This window comes from Neobacillus muris (genome assembly GCF_943193175.1).
GTDB classification, from domain to species: Bacteria; Bacillota; Bacilli; order Bacillales; family Cytobacillaceae; genus Neobacillus; species Neobacillus muris.
Map to the genome: position 1 here is coordinate 189,629 of NZ_CALPDF010000004.1, position 22,562 is coordinate 212,190.

At 42.7% G+C, this 22,562-nt stretch carries 21 protein-coding genes, 1 tRNA gene and 1 other RNA gene; 4 read left to right on the forward strand and 19 right to left on the reverse strand.

From position 1 onward, the window contains the following. Positions 1 to 89 precede the first annotated feature (89 nt). Positions 90 to 911, reverse strand: a complete 822-nt coding sequence (nadE, locus tag NFS43_RS04970) for an ammonia-dependent NAD(+) synthetase (RefSeq protein WP_251550071.1) — start codon at positions 909 to 911, stop codon at positions 90 to 92. A 149-nt stretch (positions 912 to 1,060) separates the two neighbouring features. On the opposite strand from nadE, the gene NFS43_RS04975 reads away from it, so the two are divergent. Then, positions 1,061 to 1,573, forward strand: a complete 513-nt coding sequence (locus NFS43_RS04975) for an acyl-CoA thioesterase (protein ID WP_420910291.1) — start codon at positions 1,061 to 1,063, stop codon at positions 1,571 to 1,573. A gap of 47 nt (positions 1,574 to 1,620) precedes the next feature. Here the strand turns inward: NFS43_RS04975 and NFS43_RS04980 are convergent, their stop codons facing one another. From NFS43_RS04980 to NFS43_RS04995, 4 genes are all read right to left on the reverse strand, one after another. After that, the gene (locus tag NFS43_RS04980) at positions 1,621 to 2,595 is read right to left on the reverse strand and encodes a cation diffusion facilitator family transporter (protein WP_251550143.1); all 975 of its coding nucleotides are present in this window, start codon (positions 2,593 to 2,595) and stop codon (positions 1,621 to 1,623) included. Positions 2,596 to 2,734: 139 nt separating this feature from the next. Beyond that, positions 2,735 to 2,968, reverse strand: a complete 234-nt coding sequence (locus tag NFS43_RS04985; RefSeq protein WP_251550075.1) for a group-specific protein — start codon at positions 2,966 to 2,968, stop codon at positions 2,735 to 2,737. A gap of 80 nt (positions 2,969 to 3,048) precedes the next feature. After that, the gene (locus tag NFS43_RS04990) at positions 3,049 to 4,059 is read right to left on the reverse strand and encodes an AI-2E family transporter (RefSeq protein WP_420910292.1); all 1,011 of its coding nucleotides are present in this window, start codon (positions 4,057 to 4,059) and stop codon (positions 3,049 to 3,051) included. A 109-nt stretch (positions 4,060 to 4,168) separates the two neighbouring features. Beyond that, entirely contained in the window at positions 4,169 to 5,143 is a 975-nt protein-coding gene (locus NFS43_RS04995; RefSeq protein ID WP_251550079.1) for a polysaccharide deacetylase family protein, read from the reverse strand. Between the two features lie 355 nt (positions 5,144 to 5,498). On the opposite strand from NFS43_RS04995, the gene NFS43_RS05000 reads away from it, so the two are divergent. Both NFS43_RS05000 and NFS43_RS05005 read left to right on the forward strand, forming a co-directional pair. Beyond that, positions 5,499 to 6,851 carry a M20 family metallopeptidase gene (locus NFS43_RS05000; protein ID WP_251550081.1) on the forward strand — a complete coding sequence of 451 codons (1,353 nt, stop codon included), beginning with the start codon at positions 5,499 to 5,501 and terminating at the stop codon, positions 6,849 to 6,851. Between the two features lie 89 nt (positions 6,852 to 6,940). Continuing rightward, positions 6,941 to 7,621 (forward strand): spore coat protein, encoded by a 681-nt coding sequence (locus NFS43_RS05005; protein WP_251550083.1) that lies wholly within the window; start codon positions 6,941 to 6,943, stop codon positions 7,619 to 7,621. A gap of 97 nt (positions 7,622 to 7,718) precedes the next feature. Here the strand turns inward: NFS43_RS05005 and ssrA are convergent. The 14 genes from ssrA to NFS43_RS05075 all read right to left on the reverse strand — a co-directional run bounded on the left by ssrA (position 7,719) and on the right by NFS43_RS05075 (position 21,722). Continuing rightward, positions 7,719 to 8,078, reverse strand: a transfer-messenger RNA (tmRNA) gene (ssrA, locus tag NFS43_RS05010). Between the two features lie 166 nt (positions 8,079 to 8,244). Beyond that, on the reverse strand, positions 8,245 to 8,712 hold the full coding sequence (gene smpB / locus NFS43_RS05015) for an SsrA-binding protein SmpB (RefSeq protein ID WP_251550085.1): 468 nt from the start codon (positions 8,710 to 8,712) through the stop codon (positions 8,245 to 8,247). An 89-nt stretch (positions 8,713 to 8,801) separates the two neighbouring features. Next, the gene (gene rnr, locus NFS43_RS05020) at positions 8,802 to 11,105 is read right to left on the reverse strand and encodes a ribonuclease R (RefSeq protein ID WP_251550145.1); all 2,304 of its coding nucleotides are present in this window, start codon (positions 11,103 to 11,105) and stop codon (positions 8,802 to 8,804) included. 68 nt (positions 11,106 to 11,173) lie between these two features. Then, positions 11,174 to 11,920: an alpha/beta hydrolase gene (locus NFS43_RS05025; RefSeq protein WP_251550087.1), complete on the reverse strand. Its 747-nt coding sequence runs from the start codon at positions 11,918 to 11,920 to the stop codon at positions 11,174 to 11,176. A gap of 162 nt (positions 11,921 to 12,082) precedes the next feature. Further along, the gene (secG, locus tag NFS43_RS05030; protein WP_251550089.1) at positions 12,083 to 12,316 is read right to left on the reverse strand and encodes a preprotein translocase subunit SecG; all 234 of its coding nucleotides are present in this window, start codon (positions 12,314 to 12,316) and stop codon (positions 12,083 to 12,085) included. Between the two features lie 204 nt (positions 12,317 to 12,520). Further along, entirely contained in the window at positions 12,521 to 13,819 is a 1,299-nt protein-coding gene (gene eno, locus NFS43_RS05035) for a phosphopyruvate hydratase (protein ID WP_251550091.1), read from the reverse strand. A 38-nt stretch (positions 13,820 to 13,857) separates the two neighbouring features. Further along, complete coding sequence (gene gpmI, locus NFS43_RS05040) at positions 13,858 to 15,393, reverse strand: 2,3-bisphosphoglycerate-independent phosphoglycerate mutase (protein ID WP_251550093.1); 1,536 nt, start codon at positions 15,391 to 15,393, stop codon at positions 13,858 to 13,860. Then, positions 15,386 to 16,147: a triose-phosphate isomerase gene (gene tpiA, locus NFS43_RS05045; RefSeq protein WP_251550095.1), complete on the reverse strand. Its 762-nt coding sequence runs from the start codon at positions 16,145 to 16,147 to the stop codon at positions 15,386 to 15,388. Before tpiA ends, gpmI begins: the two co-directional genes overlap by 8 nt. A gap of 25 nt (positions 16,148 to 16,172) precedes the next feature. Next, positions 16,173 to 17,357 (reverse strand): phosphoglycerate kinase, encoded by a 1,185-nt coding sequence (locus NFS43_RS05050; protein WP_251550097.1) that lies wholly within the window; start codon positions 17,355 to 17,357, stop codon positions 16,173 to 16,175. Positions 17,358 to 17,479: 122 nt separating this feature from the next. Beyond that, positions 17,480 to 18,487 carry a type I glyceraldehyde-3-phosphate dehydrogenase gene (gene gap, locus NFS43_RS05055; RefSeq protein WP_251550099.1) on the reverse strand — a complete coding sequence of 336 codons (1,008 nt, stop codon included), beginning with the start codon at positions 18,485 to 18,487 and terminating at the stop codon, positions 17,480 to 17,482. A gap of 81 nt (positions 18,488 to 18,568) precedes the next feature. After that, complete coding sequence (locus NFS43_RS05060; RefSeq protein WP_251550101.1) at positions 18,569 to 19,591, reverse strand: sugar-binding transcriptional regulator; 1,023 nt, start codon at positions 19,589 to 19,591, stop codon at positions 18,569 to 18,571. Between the two features lie 134 nt (positions 19,592 to 19,725). Further along, positions 19,726 to 19,983, reverse strand: coding sequence for a glutaredoxin family protein (locus NFS43_RS05065; protein WP_251550103.1), 258 nt, complete (start codon positions 19,981 to 19,983; stop codon positions 19,726 to 19,728). Between the two features lie 41 nt (positions 19,984 to 20,024). Further along, a complete protein-coding gene (rpoN, locus tag NFS43_RS05070) occupies positions 20,025 to 21,347 on the reverse strand; it encodes an RNA polymerase factor sigma-54 (protein ID WP_251550105.1) in 1,323 nt (440 codons plus the stop codon). Positions 21,348 to 21,650: 303 nt separating this feature from the next. Then, a tRNA-Arg gene (locus NFS43_RS05075) sits at positions 21,651 to 21,722 on the reverse strand. Between the two features lie 206 nt (positions 21,723 to 21,928). Here NFS43_RS05075 and clpP point away from each other — a divergent pair. Continuing rightward, positions 21,929 to 22,531, forward strand: coding sequence for an ATP-dependent Clp endopeptidase proteolytic subunit ClpP (gene clpP, locus NFS43_RS05080; protein ID WP_251550107.1), 603 nt, complete (start codon positions 21,929 to 21,931; stop codon positions 22,529 to 22,531). Positions 22,532 to 22,562: the final 31 nt, after the last annotated feature.

Here is a 22,562-nt window from a genome sequence, read left to right on the forward strand (position 1 = left end):
GCGCTCCGTATTGTAGCATTTTTATGAATGTTATGATTTCTTTCCAAAAAAAGAAAGAGACTGCCGCTTTAAAGGCAATCTCTCCTTGTCTATTTCCACCAATCATCAAACATATTGGCAGGAAGTCTTCGTTTATGTTCTGTCGCCATATAGCGCTGTTCAATTTTTTCAGCAATTTCTTTAGAGACAGGTTTACCTTCTAAATAATCATCCAGCTGTTCGTAGGAGATTCCCAGCTCTGTTTCATCTGCCTGTCCTGGTTTTTGATCCAATAGATCCGCAGTCGGCGTTTTTAAATACAGCCGTTCATCTGCTCCCATCTCCTGTAACAAGGCTTTACCCTGACGCTTTGTTAAACCGGATAACGGAAGAACATCCGCCCCTCCATCTCCATACTTGGTAAAAAATCCGGTTACCGCCTCAGCTGCATGATCGGTTCCGACCACCAGAAGCCCCTCCATGCCTCCAATGGCATACTGGGCAATCATCCGCATCCTTGCCTTTACATTGCCCTTATGATAATCGCTCAATGGTGCATGATCATTGGAGGCATTGTATTCATTTTGAACCTCATCCACAGCATCCTTAATATTAAAAACTAAATCCCGATCTGCACGGATAAATGCCAAGGACCGCCGGGCATCCTCCTCGTCGTGCTGAACCCCGTAAGGCAGCCGGACCGCAATAAATAGGGCCTCTGTTCCTTCGCTGCGCAATTCCTCTACAGCCAGCTGTGTCAGCCTGCCGGCCAATGTGGAGTCCTGCCCGCCGCTGATGCCTAACACAAAACCCTTTGCCCCGGTTTTCCTCAAATAATCTTTCAAGAAGTCGATTCGTTTGCGAATCTCTTCTTTTGGTTCAATGGCAGGAGAAATATTTAATTCCCTCATAATTTTCTCTTGTAAACTCAATGGATGAACCCCCTTCTATTAAATTTTGCAGATTCAATAATCCCTTTTATTGTACTGTACCACAAAACACTCTTTTTCACTAAAAATTGAGATATCAGCCATTATTGGGTAAAGTATTAGTAGTTGTTACATCATAGGAGGATTTGAAATTGGAAACAAAGACATGCAATGAAACAAGAGTAGTTAGAACAAGCAGAATATTTCCAAATGACGTTAATAACCACAATACCTTGTTTGGGGGTAAACTGATGAGTGATATCGATATGCTCGCCTCCATTTCCGCTGCAAGGCACTGCCGGATGGAATGTGTCACGGCTTCCACGGATTCCGTTGATTTTCTAAGTCCGATTACGATGAAAGATTCTGTTTGCTTAGAATCGTTTGTCAGCTGGACTGGAACGTCCTCGATGGAGGTATTTGTCAAAGTCATCGCCGAAGATCTATTAACCGGTGACCGTAAGATCGCCGCAACCGCTTTTCTAACCTTTGTTGCGCTGGATGAGAAAGGAAAGCCGACCAAGGTTCCTGCGATTATTCCTGAAACAGAAGAAGAAAAAAAATTACATGAAACTGGAAAGGAACGGGCAGAAAAACGAAAAGCACACCGCCGTCAAAGCCGAGAACTGGCCAACTATTTAACAACTCATAAACCTTGGGAATAAGAAAAGGTTCGCGTACTTGCTGCGAACCTTACTCGCCCATACACTGGTTAATCACTGACTGGTTCTTTTTGATTCTTCCAAGTCATGACTCCGTCCTCTTCATCTATTTCTATTGTGACATCGACCACACCATTTTCACTGAGAATTTTCTCCTCCAAACGGTCCTTAATATCATCGGCGGCTGCAACAGTGAGATTGGGGTCAATTTCGATTTCCAGTTCCACATGTAAGTCCTCGCCCTCCTTGATGACCGTAATATCCTGAATATCCTTGACATCAGGGTCCGCCATCACCAATTCACCGATTTTATTCTCCATTTCCTCATCGGCTTGGCCGATAACCCCTGCAGCATTATCCAAAAATACTTTTCCAACCACAAAAAACATCATACCGCCAATCAGAATCGATGCGATTCCCTCAAGCTGGTGAAAATCCGTGAACCGTGCTGCGACCACAGCGATTATCGCCAATAATCCTCCTAACGTTGCTACCGTATCTTCCAAAAAAACTAATTTAGTTGCGGGTTTGGCTCTTCCCAGATAGGAAAAGCTTTTGAAAAATACACCGAGACCGCCTGCCTCCACTTCATTATCATGGAGAACCTCCTTCATAGCCTTGAACAGCACAAAGGTTTCAAGCAGGGTTGCAACAGCTAAAACAAGGATATTAATCCAAAATCCGCTTGACTCTGTTGGATGGATAACATGATGGTATCCTTCCCGTATCGTTTCAAATGCCATAATCCCAACGATTAATACCGCGCCAAGCAGAACTAAATTGACAAGCCGGCCAAATCCGTTTGGAAACTTCTCGGTCGGAGCCTTTTTGCTTAAAGCAGAACCCACAAATACAAAAAATTGATTGGCTGCATCGCCTAAACTATGCATCGTTTCTGCAAACATGGCAACATTCCCTGTAATGACATAGGCAGCTGCCTTTATGATGGCAATGATCGTATTTACAATGGCTGCCAGCATGGCCGATCGGTTGCCGCGCTTTAATAATTTGAATAATTCTCCCATTGTATCCGGTATCCCCTTTTTCTCAACCCATTTATTAACCAATGGATTTTCTCTCCTTTAATTTTTCCAACTTTGTATCTTTTCATCAATTTATTATTTTCCAAAGATAAACCCGCCTGCAAGCAGGCGGGCATTCTTGTTAAAGATTGCGCAGCACTAGATACAATCGGTTGTTTCGTTCACTTCTTTCCTTTTCTGAAGCCAAGTCATATTTTTTCAGCAGATGGAACACATCATTTACTATTTCTTGCGTATGATCTTTTTCGAAAAATTGTTCAAATAAAGGCCTCATATCTTCCGGCAAAAAAGAAACTTGAGATTCAAACTTCTTTTTAACATCCTCCTGCGAATGATCCAGCTTACACTCACTCATGCGGCTTCCTCCTATGTTTCATTTTTTTTAGCATACCATTTTTCAAGGCAAATAAAAAAGCCAAGCGGACGCCTGACTTTTCATTCCGTTGTATTTTTTTCTGGTTTTCCTGTTACCTCTAATACATCCAGGAGGAAAACAAAAACAGGTATCCCAATAATCAATCCCCAGACACCAAAGAAATGCTCTGAGAAAATTAGGACAATAAATGTATAAAAAACAGGAAGATTCGTCTTAGAACTCATGAGGTTCGGGTTTAAGATATAGGCCTCAATTCCATGAATAATCGCAATCGCAATCCCTATATATAAAACCTTGATCATACCGCCGATACTATAAGCAATAATCACCAACGGAATGAGTGAAATAATAACCCCGGCAACCGGAATTAACCCCAAAATGAAAACCATGATCGACAGACCGCCCAGCTGTGGAAAATCAAGCAGCCAAAGAGAGATGGTCGTCAGAACACAATTTACGACGGCAATGATTAACTGCGCCTCAATTACCTTTCCGAACGTTCCGACAAATTTTTTGGCAAAGTATTCAATTTCCACATAAATCGATGAAATCTTGCTTGTTTTAAACTTTTGAGTAAATTCCATTAACCGCGGTTTTTCTAATAAGAAAAACAGACTTAACAGCAGGGCCAGCAGCACTTGTAAACTGACTTTACTAATATCAGTAAAATACCTTAATACGAAGGTCACACCTTGTTCAAGGTAGCTGGATATTTGAACTTCTTCAACCCGTTTCACAATATAATTTAAAACGACATTATCATGTTTCGAGGTATAAAAGGCCGTCAGCTGCTTAATTAAAGCAGTAATTTCATTGACAATCATCGGCAGATAGGTAACTAATCCATAGGAAAGCAAGCCAACGATACTGGCGTAGGAAATGACCACGATCAGCTTGCGGTTCAGAGGAATTTTCCCTTCAATAAGATGGACAAGCCGATCCATCAAAAACGCAAAAATAAATGTCAGCAAGATTAAATTGATCATGGAACGCATCGCGTATAAAACTAAGGCAATAACGATAAATATAAGTAATCTTTTGAAACCGCTGCTCTGTAAAATTTTATTCATCATGGACAGTTATCGAACCTCAACATTCCTACTAAAGATTTACCATCATATTCAGTGAAGTATACATATATTATATCAAATTCAGTTTCAAATTTCCTTGACAATTCGTTTAAAATTGAACAGGAGCAACTGAGCGATCAATCGCTTTACACTGATATCCCTGTGATTGTAAATAATCAAGGAGCTGTGGCAAATGTGCCAGCGTTTCCCGTTTCTCATGCATCAGAATAACCCGCGGCCCATTATAGCCTGCCATGTTGTTAAGCTGATCAATCACACTCTGGATATACCGCTCGTCTTTGTAATACCAGTCCTTACTGTCTATATTCCAATCCCACAAGATGTAGCCATTCTCTTTCACAGCTGCCTTGTACTCGTCTGTCATATAAGGCGAACTTCCATAAGGGGTTCTGGCTAAAGGAGAATTGACGCCGGAAATTTCCATTAACGTATTACGGTTCTGGTTTAGCTCACCAATAACGGAATCCTTTGATGCATAAAATATGTCCTTTCGGTGAGATACACTGTGAAGCCCCAACCCTTCACCAGATGCCGCCATTAACTTTACAGCATCAGGAAATCTTCGGATGTTTCCATCTATCATAAAAAATGTCGCCTTAAACTGATAGTGCTCCAGTTGAGCTATGATATCCCCCGAAATCGCAGATGGTCCATCATCAAAGGTCAAATAAATCGTCTTTGCCTTATTTTCTTCTTGAGTGCCTGCCGGTTGAGATGCAGTAGAACTTGTGTCACCAGTTGGTGCCTGCGGGGATGCAGGCTGGTTAGCAGCCGTCTGTTTCGGTGCAGGATTTGCCGTTTCGGAAGTCTGTACAGGATGATTCGGCTGATGGTTTTCTTTAGCCGCTGCCTGTTTCGGCTTGTTTGCCCTCCATTTCTTATCCCCAATGTAATCTTTATTGCTCCGCAAACCTTCTTTTGAATATTTACTAGTTTCATGTTCTTTCAAATGAGTAGTCTTACCCGCTGTATCTGTTACAAAAATGCCTAAGACCAAAAGGCCAATCAGAAAAATAACCGTCAATGCCCCTTTAACACGGCGGCGCCGCTTTAATTTTCCCATTATTTCAAAACCTCACTGCCTAATAATTAACGTTTCTTCACCATTATAGACGATTTTATTACAATTATGTTTCAATTCTATTAAAAAAATGACAAAACTATCAAAAGAACTTCCATAAAAATAGAAAATCAGACAAATTCCAACAAAAATACACTTCCTTATTGTACCGAAAAAAAGAGGATTTGTGTGGAAATTTTATTATATTTTTCCAGTTTTTAGACTAATAAATATTTTTACTCGTTGACATGTCTATCATTTTATTTCCTTGTTAAACCGAAGCTTTTAGTTGAACTAAGTTGGCTGCTACAGCTAAAATCAGTAGGAGTACATACTTTATAATTTACGGAGGAGCAGCATGGAGCATTTATCACAACTAACAGCAGAATTAAAAAGTATTGAAGCTGATTTTCATCAGGCATTACTGGACCTGGTCGCGATACCTAGTGTGATTAACGAAATGGAAGCAGGCTATCCTTTTGGCAAAGCAATTGATTCTGCTTTAAAAAAAGCTTTAGAAATTTGCGGCCGGCTCGGATTTAACACCTTTTATGACCCGGAAGGCTATTATGGCTATGCCGAGATTGGCGAAGGAAAAGAGATGATTGGCATTCTGGGACATCTTGATGTCGTGCCCGCCGGAAAATTAGATGAATGGGTGTCCCCTCCCTTCCAGCCTGTTATCAAGGACGGAAACATGTATGGCCGCGGGACTCAGGACGACAAAGGACCGACACTGGCTGCCTTATTTGCCGTCAAAGCTTTAATGAATCTTGGCATTACTTTTAACAAACGTGTCCGCTTTATTTTTGGTACAGATGAGGAATCCCTTTGGCGCTGTATGACCCGATATTGCAAGCTGGAAGAAATCCCAGAGATGGGCTTTGCGCCTGACTCTGTCTTCCCGATGGTTTATGCTGAAAAAGGACTGCTCCAGGTCCAGCTTGAAGGCAAAAACGAGACCGAATTGCGATTGAACGCAGGAAATGCCTTTAATGCAGTGCCTGATACAGCTGGATATGCCGGCCCAATGGCAGCCGAGCTGAGAGAGGCCTTACAAAAGCTTGGTTTTCATTTTGAAACGAATAATGATGGACTAGTCGTACTTGGAAAGGCGGTCCATGCTCAGGCTGCAGAAACAGGCATCAATGCGATTGCTCGATTGATGATGGGATTAAAGCAAATTGGCTGTTCCTCTAAAACCATTGATTTTATGAATGACTTGGTCAAAGAAGATGCATTTGCGGAAAATATTTTTGGGAAATGTGAGGATGAGGCGTCCGGAAAGTTAAAGTTTAATGTAGGAAAAATAGAATTGACCGAAGAGATTGAAAGACTTTCAATTGATCTCCGGATCCCTGTCACAGCAGATAAAGAAAGGATTGCAAGCCAGCTTGCTCATGCTGCTCAACAATATGGATTGGCATACAAGGAATACGATTATCTGAAATCCATCTACATTCCAAAGGATCATTTTTTGGCCAAAACGTTAATGAAGGTCTATCAGGAAGTGACAGGTGATTTGGTTTCCGAACCGATTGCTTCAGGCGGGGCGACCTATGCCAGAGCAATGGACAATTTTGTTGCGTTTGGGGCAGCTTTCCCGCAGCAAAAGAAAACGGAGCATCAGCCCAATGAACATATTGCATTAGACGCCATGTTTAAAGCGATGACCGTTTATGCAAGGGCGGTTTATGAATTGACCCGTTAATCGGTCTTGAAAATAAACTGCATAACAAATTTCTCCTGAAACATAATAAAAGTGGCTATGGCCGATTTTTACTTATGGAGGAGATGGATATGTTGCAAAACCAGAACCAGCAAGAACAAATGCACCAGAATATGCATACAGGTGCTGTACCGCCGCAGTTAAACCACGGAGGTCATGAGGTTTTTGATGTACATGAAGTGTTATCCAGTTCAATTGGAACGATGAACCAATATATGATGCTGCGCCAGCATGTTAAAGATCAAGAATTACTTGATATTTTGGACCGCCAATACCAATTTATGCAAAATGAATATAATATTACGTTAGATTGCTTTAAATCGGGGAAAAATCCTGCCCAGCCAACGTCAAGCTATAAAATGAACCAAGATAATGACTTTATCTATGGAATGAAGCCAGCAGCTCCCAAAAAACCTATGCAATCCATGAGCGAAATTTCGGATGAATTTATTTCAGGCTGTATGCTGACAGCCTGCAAAACTGGCGCCTCGCAAAAAACAATGGCGGCTCTGGAGACTACCAATCCGGTTGTCCGCCGTGTTCTAGCTGACTCGATTCCAAACTGCATTGAAATGGCTTATGAATTATCTATTTATCAAAATAAACACCATTACTATCAAGTGCCGCAGCTGTCACAGCAAGACATGACTATGATGGTGAATGCCTTTGCACCAGCCCAAGGAATGCCGCAAACGATGAATCAGAACACTAATATGAATATCAACACCAGTATGAATTACATGAAACACTAATCAATAAAGAAGCTATCCAACTTGGATAGCTTCTTTGTTTCCCTAATATAAATAAAAAAGACCAGCATTTCTGCCAGCCTTGTTATCCACCTATGTATGGTGGAGACGGCGGGAATCGAACCCGCGTCCAAAGATATCGGCACTTAAGCTTCTACGAGTGTAGTCGATATATTGGCGCTTCGCTGATCCTTTTGCCTACCGACAGGCGGCCGGTCAGCTAGTCTGGTTGTTCTCTTCCTTCTTCCTCAGACGGTGGAATCCGGCGTAGCCCACTAAGAGTGAGTCCCTGACCCTACCACATGGGCGATGGAGGGAGGAACCGCTAAGCGCTTATTAGGCAGCTAAAGCGAAAGATTTGTTAGTTTTGCCAGTTATTGGCTTTGGCGTTTTAACGAGGCCGGCCCCCTCGACTCGCAACCCAAGCTCGAACTACCCCTGTCGAATCCGTAGCGTCCCCATTATAAAATGTGCTGAAAACTTTTCAGCAAGACGTTTAGGAAACTGGCAAGATGTCAGAGCAAAAGATTGTGTCGCATCTTAGCGACAAACTTATTATAACATACTTTCATCATTTTTCAATTGTAAGTAACTGTAAGAAAAATGGAAATTGAACCAGCTGCTGGCTACATCTTCTGGCGCTCACGGAAGGCACGCTCGATTTCCCTTTTTGCTTCCTTCCTCTTCAAATCTTCCCGCTTATCATAGTTCTTTTTCCCTTTTGCCAAACCAATTAACACTTTGCAATAACCATTTTTTAAATATAGCTTTAATGGTATTAACGCATATCCGGCCTCTTTTGTGTCACCGAACAATTTCATAATTTCCTTTTTATGCAGCAGCAGCTTCCTTGTCCTTAATGGATCATGATTATATCGATTTCCCTGTTCGTAAGGGCTGACATGCATCCCAAAAAGGTCAGCTTCCCCGTTTTGGATTCTAACATAGGAATCTTTCAGGTTAACACGCCCAGCACGGATCGATTTGATCTCTGTCCCCTGCAGCACAATACCGGCTTCGTATGTTTCTTCGATAAAATAGTCATGATAAGCCTTTTTATTTTGTGCGACTGTTTTCCCTTCACCTTTTGGCATTGTTATCACCTCATATCTATGGATTTTATTTTAACAGAACAAGCAAGCCCATACAATGGAAAGAGAGCCGTCAAGCGGCTCTCTTCCCTTTACCGTTTCTTATTTTTCCGTTTTGTGCTTTTTGAAACGGGGACGTTTTCATAATGCTTGCGCTTCTTCTTTTTCTGTTTCGGGCCCTGACTTCCACCGAATTCTGGCCTTCCGCTCCGGTCACCTTGCTTATTGCGCCTCGGTTTATGGGTATCGCTTCCTGTTTTAAACACTTTGGGAGCCGCTGGCCGTTCGCGTCGGGGAGTTCCCTTCATGCCGACAATTTCAAAGTCAATTGACCGTTCATCCTTATTAACATTCACAACTCGGACAGTAATTTCATCGCCTATCCGGAAAACCTTCCCTGTCCTTTCGCCGATCATGGCATAATGACGTTCATCGAAGCGATAATAGTCATCGGTCATGTAGCTGACATGAACAAGACCCTCAATCGTATTTTGCAGCTCGACGAACATGCCGAAGTTGGTGACAGAACTAATGATGCCATCGAATTCCTCACCAATTTTATCTAACATAAACTCCGCTTTTTTCAGCTCATCTGTTTCCCGCTCGGCTTCCACTGCCCGGCGCTCCATCTTGGAAGAGTGGGCGGCAATATCCGGCAGCTGGGCATTCCATTTTTCCCGCGTCGCCTCATCCAATTTGCCCTCGATTAAATACGTGCGAATCAACCTATGCACGATCGTATCCGGATAGCGGCGGATTGGTGAAGTAAAATGGGTATAAAACTGGGTAGATAGTCCGAAGTGCCCCAGGCTTTCAGGATCATATTTAGCCTGCTGCATCGAACGCAGCATGACAGTAGAAACGACCATTTCTTCCGGCTTTCCTTGAACCTCTTCAATGATTTCCTGGAGTGCCCGGGGATGAACGTTGTTTGCGGTCCCTTTTACGATATAGCCGAAGTTAGTGATAAACTCGAAAAACTTCCGCAGTTTGTCCTCTTTCGGGTCCTCGTGAATCCGGTAAATAAATGGAACATCCATCCAATGAAAATGCTCAGCCACCGTTTCATTCGCCGCCAGCATGAATTCCTCAATCAGACGTTCCGCCACAGACCGATCCCTTAGAATGACATCCGTCGGCTTTCCTTCCTCGTCGACCAGAACCTTGGATTCTTTAAAATCAAAATCAATGGCTCCTCTTGTCATCCGTTTATTTCTTAAAATGGCTGCAAGCTGTTCCATTAATTCAAACATCGGAACAAGTGATGCATAACGTGCCCGCGTTTCCTCGTCCTTATCAACAAGAATCAGATTCACGTCATGATAGGTCATCCGTTCTGTCGTTTTGATGACACTTTGAAAAATCTCATGGGAAACAGCCTGGCCTTCCGTGTCAATTTCCATCTCACAGGATAACACGAGACGATCAACCTTCGGATTTAGGGAACAGATGCCATTGGATAAGCGGTGTGGAATCATCGGGATTACCCGGTCCACTAAATAGACGCTCGTAGCCCTGTCCGCAGCTTCTCGGTCAATTGGCGTCCCTTCTTTTACATAATAGCTGACGTCAGCGATATGGACCCCAAGCTTGTAGTTCCCGTTATCCAGCTTGGTTACAGTAACAGCATCATCCAAATCTTTAGCATCAGCGCCATCAATCGTTACAATGACTTCATTTCGTAAGTCGCGGCGATTGGCCAGCTCGCTTTCATCAATCGTATCAGGCGTTTCATTAGCCTGCTGGAGCACATCGTCCGGAAAGGCCATTGGGAGTCCATGTTTATGTATTACTGAAAGGATATCCACTCCTGGGTCGTTTTTATGGCCGAGGATGGTAACGACTTCCCCTTCCGCACTTTTCCTTCCCTCCGGATAAGAGGTCAGTTCCACGACAACCTTATGTCCCTCCACTGCCCCTTTAGAAGCAGCTTTTGGAATAAAAATATCACTGGCAAATTTTTTATCATCCGGAATCACAAAGCCAAAGTTTTTACTTTCTACATAGGTTCCAACAATTTGCTTTATGCCTCTTTCCACAATCCGAATGACACTGCCTTCCCGGCGCTGTCCGGAGGTTTCCGCGGAAACCCGAACAAGAACGGTATCGCCGTGCATGGCATTATTAATTTCAGTTGGCGGTATAAATATATCATCCATACCCGGCTCATCGGGAACCACAAAGGCGAATCCCTTGGCATGTCCAGATAATTTTCCCCGGATTAGATTCATCTTTTCCGGCAGGCCATAGCGGTTGGCCCTTGTACGGACGACAAGCCCTTTTTCCTCCATTTGGACAAGAGCTTTGACAAACTCTTTAAAGTCTGCAGAATCCTCAATGCCGAATGCTTCTTCAAGCTCTTGAACGGTCAGCGGCTTATAAGCCTCGTCCTTCATATAATTCAAAAGTTTATCAATATGATTTTGGATAGTATCCAAATTTAATCCCTCCTTATAAGGAATTTTTAATCGTGCCAATCGAGTTTTTCTAAAAAGGCGTACACATCTTCATGCAGCTGTTCCCGTTCTTTATCCAGCGTGATGACGTGGCCTGACTTCTCGTACCATTTTATTAGCTTCGTATCAGATTCAATACTGCTATAAATAATATTGGCACTTTCGGTATTGATCATTTTGTCATGGCGCGCTTGGACAACAAATGTCGGGGCATAGATCATGTCGACATTTTCCCTGACATCCGCGATCAATTCCTGAAGTGCTTTTAGGGTTTTCATCGGGGTCTTCTTGAACTCATTCATCTCTAATTCAATTTGTTCCTCCGATTTTCCTTCCCGTTTTTTAAACTCGCGGGCATATTCAAGCACGCCTTCATACATAATCTCTTCGCTTTTTATATGCATGGGGGCACACATCGGTACAATTCCTTTTATAGGTACAGTGTATCCTAATTTCAAAGAAAATACCCCGCCAAGCGATAGTCCGGCGACAGCAATTTCCTCGTGGCCCTTATTTTTTAAAAATTGATAGCCGTTTAAAACGTCCTGCCACCAATCCTCCGGACCTGAAAGAACCAGTTCCTCTGGCGGGACGCCGTGACCTTTATAATGCGGCGCATGACAGGTGTAGCCTTTGTTTTCAAGAAAACGGCCAAGCATTCGGACGTCGGATGAGTTGCCGGTAAAGCCGTGCAGCAACAGGACAGCCCGTTTTCCGCCCTCAAAAGTAAATGGTTTTGGCAATGCAACTTTCATGATGTAAACTCCTTTATGTACAATCTGTTTCTTAGTTTAGTTTAAGCATTAATAGGTTGAAGATTCCACCAAAAAGACTTGATAAGAGTATCTAAGCGATACTTTTTTTTGTGTGATAGACAACAAAAAACCTGGCATATATTTGGCCAGGTTTTCTTTGAATTAGATTTGAAAATAAGTAACTCCAAGAGCAAGCAGGAAGAACAGTATAGATAGAACAACTGTAATCCGATGCAGGATCAAATCAATTCCCCGAGCTTTTTGCTTGCCGAATAGGGTTTCAGCACCACCCGAAATGGCACCTGATAAACCGGCGCTTTTTCCTGATTGAAGTAAAACCACAGCGATAAGAGCGATACTGACAATAATCAAAAGAACGACTAAAAATGTATGCATAAAGGCCACCTCCCGTAAATACGTACATGCTCACAATATTTTAAATTTACCATAATATCGCGATTTTAACAATAGGTGCATTGTGACAGCTTCTGGCAAAGATAGGGCTGTATATTTATTTCCTTCTAATCCCATTACATTTGGTGAAAGGTATACCAAGTAAAAAGGCACCCATATGCATGGATGCCTTTTTACCTAAATTGATTATCGGCTTAAGTTATAGAAAGACTTAATGCCGTTGAATTGAGCAGTTTCGCCTAATTGGTCTTCAATGCGAAGCAATTGGTTGTATTTTGCTACACGATCCGTACGGGATGGAGCACCTGTTTTGATTTGGCCAGCGTTTGTAGCAACCGCAATGTCAGCGATTGTCGCATCTTCTGTTTCACCAGAACGGTGAGATACAACAGCTGTATAGCCAGCGCGTTTTGCCATTTCAATCGCATCAAAAGTTTCAGTAAGTGTACCGATTTGGTTAACTTTGATTAGGATGGAGTTGCCGATTCCTTTTTCAATACCTTCAGCAAGCTTTTTCGTGTTTGTTACAAATAAGTCGTCACCAACTAATTGAACTTTTTTGCCAAGACGCTCAGTTAAAAGCTTGTGGCCTTCCCAGTCGTTTTCATCTAAACCATCTTCGATCGAGATGATTGGGTATTTAGAGCAAAGCTCTTCGTACCAGTCAACCATTTCAGCAGAAGTCTTCACAACGCCTTCGCCAGCAAGATGGTATTTTCCGTCTTCTTTGTTATAGAACTCAGAAGAAGCAGCATCCATCGCAAGTCTAACTTCTTCGCCTGGCTTGTAGCCTGCTTTTTCAATAGCTTCCACAATGGTTTGAAGAGCTTCTTCGTTTGAACCTAAGTTTGGTGCAAATCCGCCTTCATCCCCAACAGCTGTGTTAAGGCCTTTTGCTTTAAGAACCGATTTCAATGTATGGAAAATTTCAGCGCCCATGCGAAGTGCTTCTTTAAAGTTTGGAGCACCAACAGGCATAATCATAAATTCTTGGATATCTACGTTGTTATCAGCATGCTCACCGCCGTTAACGATGTTCATCATTGGCACTGGAAGCTGCTTAGCGTTGAAGCCGCCAAGGTATTGATATAAAGGCACATCAAGGTAGTTAGCTGCTGCATGAGCTACCGCTAAAGATACACCAAGGATGGCGTTCGCACCCAATTTACCTTTGTTTTCAGTTCCATCAAGATCAATCATCGCTTTGTCGATAGATACTTGGTCAAGAACACTGAAGCCTTCACCAATCAATTTTGGTGCGATAATTTCATTTACGTTGTCAACTGCTTTTTGAACACCTTTTCCAAGATAACGGCTCTTGTCACCATCACGAAGTTCAACTGCTTCGTATTCACCTGTAGAAGCACCACTTGGAACTAATGCACGGCCAAATGCGCCTGATTCAGTGAACACTTCCACTTCAACAGTAGGGTTACCGCGGGAATCTAGTACTTCACGAGCATAAACGTCAACAATATATGGCATTATAATCTCTCCTTATTTTTAAAAAATTATTTTAAAAGTTATTTATTGATTAATGATTTTCCAGTCATTTCAGCAGGCTGCTGAACATTTAATAAATCCAGTACCGTTGGGGCTAAATCACCCAAAATGCCGCCGTCACGCAATTCTGCCCCCTTTTTCGTCACAATGACAGGAACAGGGTTCGTCGTGTGGGCCGTCATAGGGTCGCCGCCAAGTGTAACCACTTCATCGGCGTTACCATGGTCAGCAGTAATAATCGCTGCGCCGCCTTTTTCAAGGATTAAATCGACCACTTTACCTAAGCACTCATCAACGGCCTCAATGGCTTTAATCGTAGGCTCAAGCATACCCGAGTGGCCGACCATATCCGGATTCGCAAAGTTAAGGATAATCGCATCGAATTTATCCGCGCTGATTTCCTTTACTAACGCATCCGTTACTTCATAAACACTCATTTCCGGTTTAAGGTCATAGGTTGCAACCTTTGGCGAGTTGATTAAGATACGCTCTTCGCCAGGGAATTTAGCTTCGCGCCCGCCGCTCATGAAGAAGGTAACATGCGGATATTTCTCTGTTTCCGCAATCCTCAGCTGCTTTAAGTTATTTTGCGCCAGTACTTCACCCAATGTGTTATCCAAGTTAGTTGGTTTAAAAGCAACATACCCGTCAACCGTTTCACTGAAGTGAGTCAAGCAGACAAAATATAAATCCTTCGGATGCTTTGGTCCGCGGTCAAACGAACGGAAATCTTTGTTCGTAAACGTGTTAGAAATCTGGATCGCCCGGTCCGGACGGAAGTTATAGAAAATAACCGCGTCGTTATCTTGAATCGTCGCAACCGGTTGTCCGTCTTCCTTCGTAATGACCGAAGGAATCACGAATTCATCAAAGATTCCATGAGAATAAGAGTCTTCTACAACCTCTAATGGATTCGTATAGGTTGGCCCTTCTCCATACACCATAGCGCGGTAGGATTTTTCAACACGTTCCCAGCGCTTATCACGGTCCATTGAATAATAGCGGCCAGAAATGGTGGCAAACTCGCCAATCCCATACTCCTTCATTTTATCCATTGCCTCTTTAATGTATGTTGGCGCTGTTTTCGGTCCAACGTCACGTCCATCAAGAAACGCATGGATATAAACTTTTTCTACACCCTCTTCTTTGGCAAGCTTGAGAAGTGCAAACATATGGTTAATATGGCTATGTACGCCGCCATCTGACAGCAAGCCAAACAAGTGCAATGCTGTTCCGTTCTTTTTCACATGGTTCATGGCACCAAGGAAGGTTTCGTTTTTTTCGAATTCTCCTTCACGTATTGCAATGTTTACACGGGTTAAGCTTTGGTAAACAATCCGGCCGGCACCAATATTTAAGTGGCCAACCTCGGAGTTTCCCATTTGCCCCTCCGGAAGGCCCACTGCTTCCCCGCTAGCCGTTAAGTGTGTATGGGGGAAAGAAGCCCAATACCGGTCAAAGTTTGGTTTTTTTGCTTGGGCAACCGCATTCCCTTTTATTTCATCCCTGCATCCAAATCCATCAAGAATGATGAGGGCCACTGGAGCTTTACTCATATTGACCCGCCTCCAGTAATTTTAAAAATGATTGCGGCTCAAGGCTGGCACCGCCGACTAAGGCACCATCGATATCAGGCTGCGCCATGTATTCTTTGATGTTTTCAGGCTTCACGCTTCCGCCGTATTGAATTCGGACGGCATTGGCCACGTCTTCTGAAAACTCTTTGGCAACAACCTGACGGATATGGGCACAAACCTCATTCGCATCCGCAGATGTGGAAGATTTTCCTGTTCCAATTGCCCAGATTGGCTCATAAGCAATGACAGTTTGTTTCACTTGCTCATCAGTTAATCCTTTAAGAGCCTTGGCAACCTGATCGCCCACTAATTGATTCGTTTCGCCCTTTTCACGCTGTTCAAGGGTTTCGCCACAGCACACAATGGGAGTTACATTGTATTTAAATGCAGCCAAAACTTTCTTATTTACCGATTCATCCGTCTCATTGAACATTTCACGGCGCTCGGAATGTCCGATAATGACATATTGTACGCCAAGGTCAGCAAGTGCTTTCGGGCTGATTTCGCCTGTAAACGCGCCGCTTTCCTCAAAGTGCATGTTTTGGGCACCAATTTTTACTTCGCTGCCTTCTGTTACTTCCAATAGGCTTTGCAAAAATAAAGCAGGTGCGCAAATGACCGAATCCATTTTGTCTGCAGCAGGAACAAGACCTTTTACTTCCTCCGCAAAACTTTTTGCTTCCGAAAGTGTTTTGTTCATTTTCCAGTTACCTGCAATGATTGGTTTACGCATACTGGAACATCCTTTCTTGATTAGCTTACTTATCGTTTAAAGCCACAACACCTGGGAGTTCTTTACCTTCCATAAACTCTAAAGAAGCGCCTCCGCCTGTAGAAATATGGCTCATTTTTTCTGCTAGGCCAAATTTTTCAACAGCTGCAGCTGAATCTCCGCCGCCAATGACTGAGTAGGTGCCTTTTGCATCTGCAAGTGCTTCCGCGACCGCTTTTGTACCTTGGGCAAATGTATCGATTTCGAAAACACCCATTGGTCCATTCCAGATGACAAGCTTTGATTTTTCAATAACATCACGATAGATTTCACGAGTTTTTGGCCCAATATCAAGAGCTTCCCAATCAGCCGGAATTTCTTCGATGCTGACTACTTTTGTGTTGGCATCTGCTGAAAAATCGTCTGCAACGATCACATCAACTGGCATATAGAAGTTGACACCTTTTTCCTTTGCTTTAGCCATAAATGATTTCGCCAAATCCATTTTATCTTCTTCAAGCAAGGATTTGCCGATTTCGTGGCCCTGTGCTTTAACAAAGGTATAGGCAAGTCCACCGCCGATAATCAGGTTATCTACTAATTCTAAAAGATTTTCGATGACGCCAATTTTGTCTTTTACTTTTGCTCCGCCGACGATCGCTGTAAATGGGCGTTCTGGGTTGGATAGGGCTTTCCCTAAAACATCAAGCTCTTTTTCCATTAAGAAGCCGGATACTGCTGGAAGATAATGTGCAATTCCTTCTGTAGATGCATGTGCACGATGTGCTGCTCCAAATGCATCGTTCACATAAACATCTGCAAGTTCTGCAAATGATTTTGCAAGCTCAGAATCGTTCTTTTCTTCACCAGGATAGAAGCGGACGTTTTCTAATAGTAATACATCGCCATCATTTAATGTGCCAATTAAGGCTTTAACAGAATCACCGCAGGCTTCATCTGCCTTTTTTACTTCTTTTCCAAGAAGCTCAGACAGTCTTGCTGCAACTGGAGTTAACCGCATTTCTTCGACTACTTTCCCCTTCGGGCGTCCAAGGTGGCTGGCGAGAAGAACTTTTGCCCCTTGTTCAGTTAAATACTGAATGGTTGGCAGTGCAGCGCGAATCCTTGTGTCATCGGTGATTTTTCCATCCTGCATTGGTACGTTAAAATCCACTCGGCAAAAAACGCGTTTACCCTTTACATCGATATCTTTTACAGATTTTTTGTTCATCGACATGGTCCTCCTATACGAATTCATAAGAAAAGGAGTGGGGGAATTCTCCCCACTCCCCTTTGGAAACACAGTATTTATAATAGTCAGTTCAAAATAGGATTTTCAATCCTGTTTTGAACTTAAAGACCTTTTGAAGCGATGTAATCAACTAGGTCAACAACGCGGTTAGAGTAACCAACTTCGTTATCGTACCAAGAAAGAACTTTTACCATGTTGCCTTCAAGAACCATTGTAGATAAACCATCAACAGTTGAAGAAACAGTAGCACCATTGTAATCGCTAGATACTAATGGAAGATCGCTGTATGCAAGGATTCCTTTTAACGGACCTTCAGCTGCTGCTTTTAATGCAGAGTTTACATCTTCAACAGTAACGTCTTTTTCGAGTTCTGCAACTAGGTCAACGATTGAAACGTTTGGAGTTGGAACACGCATTGCCATACCGTTTAATTTGCCTTTTAATTCAGGCAATACAAGTGCAACTGCTTTAGCAGCACCAGTTGAAGTTGGGATCATGTTTTCAGCTGCTGCACGTGCTCGGCGGTAGTCCTTATGTGGCAAATCAAGGATTTGCTGGTCATTTGTATAGGAGTGAACAGTTGTCATCATACCGCGTTTGATTCCGAAAGTATCGTTTAATACTTTTGCAAATGGAGCCAAGCAGTTTGTCGTACAAGATGCGTTAGATAATACATGGTGGTTAGCTGCATCGTATTTATCTTCGTTAACACCCATTACGATTGTGATATCTTCGTTAGTTGCTGGAGCAGAAATGATTACTTTCTTAGCACCTGCTTCAAGGTGCTTCGCAGCATCTTCACGCTTTGTGAAACGTCCAGTAGATTCAACTACTACATCTACGCCAAGGTCGCCCCAGCCAAGTTGAGCTGGATCGCGTTCAGCGATAACTTTCACTTTTTTACCGCCTACTACTAGATATTCACCATCAACAGTTACATCCTCAGAAAGAGTTCCGTGAACTGTATCGTATTTTAAAAGATGCGCAAGCATTTTAGCATCTGTTAAGTCATTGATTGCAACGATTTCGACGTTGCTGTTCTTCAATGCTGCACGAAATACGTTACGTCCAATACGACCAAAACCATTAATACCAACTTTTACTGCCATGATTATTTCCTCCTTATTGCGTGGATATTTTTTTATAAAAAGGGTAACCCTTTTTCAAATATTCATTCGGGTGAATAACTGTTATCCTTTTAACAGTTTTTTTGCTGCACCTTCATCAGTAATTAACACTGTTGATTCCGGTGCTTGTTTCATATAGGCTCTGATTGCTTTCGCTTTCGAAGCCCCGCCGGCTACGGCGATGACATTAGAAATCGAGGGTAGATTTTCTAATTGCAGTCCAATGGTCAATACTTTGTGGACGATTTCGCCTTGTTCATTAAAATAGTAGCCGAATGCTTCCCCGACTGCCTTTCCAGCTTTTAATTTTTCTAAAATTTCGGGGCTGGATTTTCTTCGCTCGGCCATTGTCATAGCATTCCCAATTCCGTGCACAACTATGTTCGCGGAATGAATTAGCTTTAATACCTCATGGATGCCTGGCTCATGGATTAAGGAATCGTAAATATTGGGACTGACCTGATCAGGAACATAAAATACACGATGTCTCGCATGGCTGTTCTCCGCCATTTTTGAACAAATCGTGTTTGCCTGATTTTGGACTTCCTCACCTACGCCACCGCGTGCTGGAACAAATACAATCTCCTTATCGCTTGGCTCAGGAGATAATTTTTCTGCCACAGCCGCCATGGTGGACCCGCCAGTTACAGCGATGATATTTTTTCCTGTTAAAAGCTTTTTCATGCAAATTGCGCAGGCCTTGCCAAGTTCACTCTTTACCATAGGCGATTCATCACTGTCACCCGGCACAATAATGACCTTCTTTATGCCCAGCCGATGCTTCAGTTCCATTTCTAGGACATCAAGCCCTTTTACTTCCCGCATGAATTCTTCTAGATCTTCTAGTAAATTTTTCCCCTCAGAGGTCAAGCTCATTCCTACATTATTGGTATTAATAAGATTTTGCTCTTTGAGGAATTCTACTTCAGTGCGAAGAACCCGTTCCGTTAAACCAAGGCTTGAAGCTAAACTTCTGCGCCCGACCGGCTGCATAAAACCTATGTATCGTAGAATCGAGTATCTTTTTTGCAGGACTTGAAGGAAATCAGGTAATAATCTTTTCGCAATGTCAATAAATGATTGCATGATAGCCTTCTCCTTTAATAATATGCTGCTGGTCAAAAAATGTCCACCATAGACATATTATGTCCCACAACCTCTAAAAAAAATCACCCTGTCTACGTGTTTCATTGTAGCAGTAGTGATATCCAAATTTCAACCTATAAGTTTGAGATATTTTCTTGTAATCGTTTTCTTATGTCAAATTTGTTAATTTGCCCATATGCCGCTTGCTCTCCATTGATATAAACAACGGGTATCATTAGGCCGAAGCGTTCGGTTAATTCGTCATTTTCATAAATATCAATTTCTTCAAGTTTAAAGGAGATTTCATCTTTCATCTCCAGCAGGGCCTGTTTCGCCTTATCACATAACGGGCAGCTTTTTCTTGTGTATAGTGTAATGGTTTGAGGGATCATTTTTGTTTTCCTTTCTAGTTTGATGTTGCAGCAGGCTTTGTTCAATTAAATCTTTTTCGCTTAGAAGAGGAGGGTATCCCCAGCTGTTCCCGGTATTTGGCGACGGTTCGCCGGGATACAGCCGTCCTCTCCTCTGCCGCTAATTTTTCCGCAATATCCTGATCGGACAGCGGCTTTTCTTTATTTTCATGGTCAATGATTTGGCGGATCAGATTTTTTACATGAGTGGATGAAAGGGCCTCTTCACTGTCCACTGATTGAATGGTGCTTGTAAAAAAAGACTTTAATGGATAGGTGCCTGCCGGTGTCTGGACATATTTTTCCCTGACTGCCCTGCTGACAGTTGATTCATGAATTTCAAGTTCAGCAGCAACCTCTCTCATGGTCATCGGCACTAAAAAGGACGGCCCTTTATGGAAAAAGCCGGGCTGCTTTTCCACAATCTTCATGACAACCTTTGTCAGGGTTTCTCTGCGCTGCTCCATGCTTTTGACAATCCATTGATAGTCCTGAACTTTTTCCTGCAGAAACCGATTTACTTGCTGGTTTTTATTGTGGAATTGTTGAAAATAGGAAGTATTAAAGCTAATTTTAGGAACGGATTCATCCAGCGTTCTGACGACTATTCCCTCTGCTGTTTGCTCAATCATCACATCGGGAATGATGTAGGCCGATGCTTCCTTTACCAAGGAGGCCCCTGGCTTCGGGTTGAGCAGCTGAATTTCATCAAAAACATCTTGAATTTCCTTTAAAGTTACATTTAGTTCTTTTGCAATTTGTTTCCATTTTCGTTCCGCCAATAGGATAAAGTAATCTTTTATAATGGTTAATGCGAGTTGGTTTTCAGGGTTTCTTTTTTCCATTTGCAGTGCAAGGCATTCTTGAAGGCTTCTTGCCCCGATGCCAGAAGGCTCAAGTGTTTGGATGAGCGCTAAACTTGCTGCTGCCAGTTCAAGGCTGACGGACAGTTTATTGGCGATTTGTTCCAAATCATCGGTGAAGTAACCGTTTTCATCCAAATGTTGGATTAAGTTTTGGATGATTTTCAGTTGAACTGGCGATATCGATTTCATATCTAATTGTGAGATTAGTTGTTCTTCAAGGGAGGTGGATTGATCTGCAATCTGCTCAATCCAGTCCCGCTCTATTTTTTGGTATTTCCGGCGCTGGCGGTCGATTAGGGGGTTCATTGGCTGGACAGTAACGTTTTCCAGCTGGATGAGCGGGTTTTCGAGTGTCTTATTCTCTAAGAAGGCCGTAAGCTCCTCAGCCGAATATTGCAATAAGGCAATTGCTTGTGACAGCTCTTGTGTCATTGTCAGCTTTAATGTTTGCTGCTGCCATAAACCTGCTTTAAACTGCATCCCAATCCCCCCTTATGGTTTATTTTACATGAAAGAGGGGTATTCGTGAACGGAATTTAACAGATGATTAAAAAATTGGGAAATGGGCGACAGTTGGATGGGGGTATCCGACAGTTATTAGCTTTTATGCGGCAGTTGGCGAGTGCTATCCGACAGTTACTAGCTTTTCTGCGACAGTTACCTTGTTCAATGACACTTAGAGAAAATTTATCACGGCAGCCCCTGCACCACCGATATGATGATTTTAGCAAAAACGGCAAAATAAAAACCCCATGTTCTCAAAGGAACATGAGGCTTTTATTACGCCCTCGTCAGGACTCGAACCCGAATTTCAAGAACCGGAATCTTGCGTGCTATCCATTGCACCACGAGGGCTAATCATTAGCGACTTAATTATTATATGACATCACATCGACTTTGGCAAGGGGTTTTTTAGGTTTTAAATTGAAATAGATTGGTTATGCTGAATGAGGGAAAGTTGTCGAACAAAATGAGAGACGAATTGTTTGACCTTTATTGACCATCAGTGTATGATAACAATACAGAAGATTTTACCTTTTCTATTCAAAGGAGGAAGAAGAATGAATTTGATTCCTACAGTCATTGAACAAACGAATCGCGGCGAAAGAGCTTATGACATCTACTCTCGTCTATTAAAAGACAGGATTATTATGCTGGGAAGCGCTATTGATGATAATGTAGCCAACAGCATCGTGGCGCAACTATTATTTTTAGAAGCTGAAAACCCTGAAAAAGATATTACCCTTTACATCAACAGCCCTGGCGGCAGCATCACTGCCGGTATGGCGATTTACGATACGATGCAATACATTAAGCCAAGTGTATCAACTGTATGCCTTGGAATGGCTGCTTCGATGGGTGCCTTCCTGCTTGCTGCTGGAGAACAAGGCAAACGCTATGCCCTGCCAAATGCGGAAGTGATGATTCACCAGCCGCTAGGCGGTGCACAAGGCCAAGCAACCGAAATTGAAATTGCAGCCAAGCGAATCTTGTTCCTGCGTGAAAAACTAAATGGAATTCTTGCAGAACGCACAGGCCAGCCGCTTGAAGTGATCCAAAGGGATACCGACCGTGATAACTTCATGACAGCTGAGAGAGCAAAAGAATACGGTCTAATCGATCATATTATATCTCGAAATACATTAGACAAAAAAGATAAATAATATAAAAAAAGCAATTGGCACATAAGGCCGA